We start from the raw sequence: 711 nt of genomic DNA, 5'->3' as shown, positions 1-711 counted from the left end.
AGCACGAATTTCCTTCTGGAAGGCGAAATTCGAAGAGCTAGAGTCCAAGAAGGAAAAAAGTGGTGGCCTGTTGAAACGCCAGGAGTGGTGGGAAAGAGAGTACTTCCAAAATCCATATCTCACGTTTGCAAGCGATGAATATCTGGAACGTAGGTTCATCGATCACTTCCACAATAACGTCCGACTTACAGCCGACGGGGGCATCGCACCGAGGGAGGATTTCGCCGACGGATCAGGACTCATCGGGCCGTTATTCTCCCATCTCCAACTCGAAATTGGCCTGCGGGGCGGCTTGCGCATGGATATCGTTCGTAGCGCAAATGAAGAGTTAGATAAATATTTCGACAATGGAACGCCGACTGGCGTTGCCTTGTTTAAAAATTTTCCAGAGAAATTAGAAAATGTGATCGTTAAATTTGGAAATAAAAATCATCTAAATTCAATGATAAGTCATGGCGAAATGCGGCTAACACCCGCAAGCTGTTATCAGCACGGAAGTCTCGTCAATGCGATGCGTGATTTTGAGACGGAGCGATGGTTTCATGATCCTAAATTTGATTTAATATTGAAGGGAAACAAGAATTTCAAAATAGGGAACAGAGACGTAGAAATTGAAGATGGATTTTTCAAATTCGCGGTTTTCTGCCCCAATTATTTACTCTGGAGCGCCTGCAGAGACATTGATAGAAGGTTGCCAGATGACTTCGGAGC

At 44.7% G+C, this 711-nt stretch carries 1 protein-coding gene; it reads left to right on the top strand.

The genetic code is table 11. The features are described 5' to 3' along the window. On the top strand, positions 1-711 hold a 711-nt coding region (locus tag K9B33_RS22945), incomplete at both ends, for a hypothetical protein (protein ID WP_224551426.1).

It is taken from the genome of Sphingobium sp. 3R8, assembly GCF_020166615.1.
Taxonomy (GTDB): domain Bacteria; phylum Pseudomonadota; class Alphaproteobacteria; order Sphingomonadales; family Sphingomonadaceae; genus Sphingobium; species Sphingobium bisphenolicum.
Note: the sequence above shows the minus strand (reverse complement) of the source record. Positions and strands in the feature narration are given on the sequence as shown.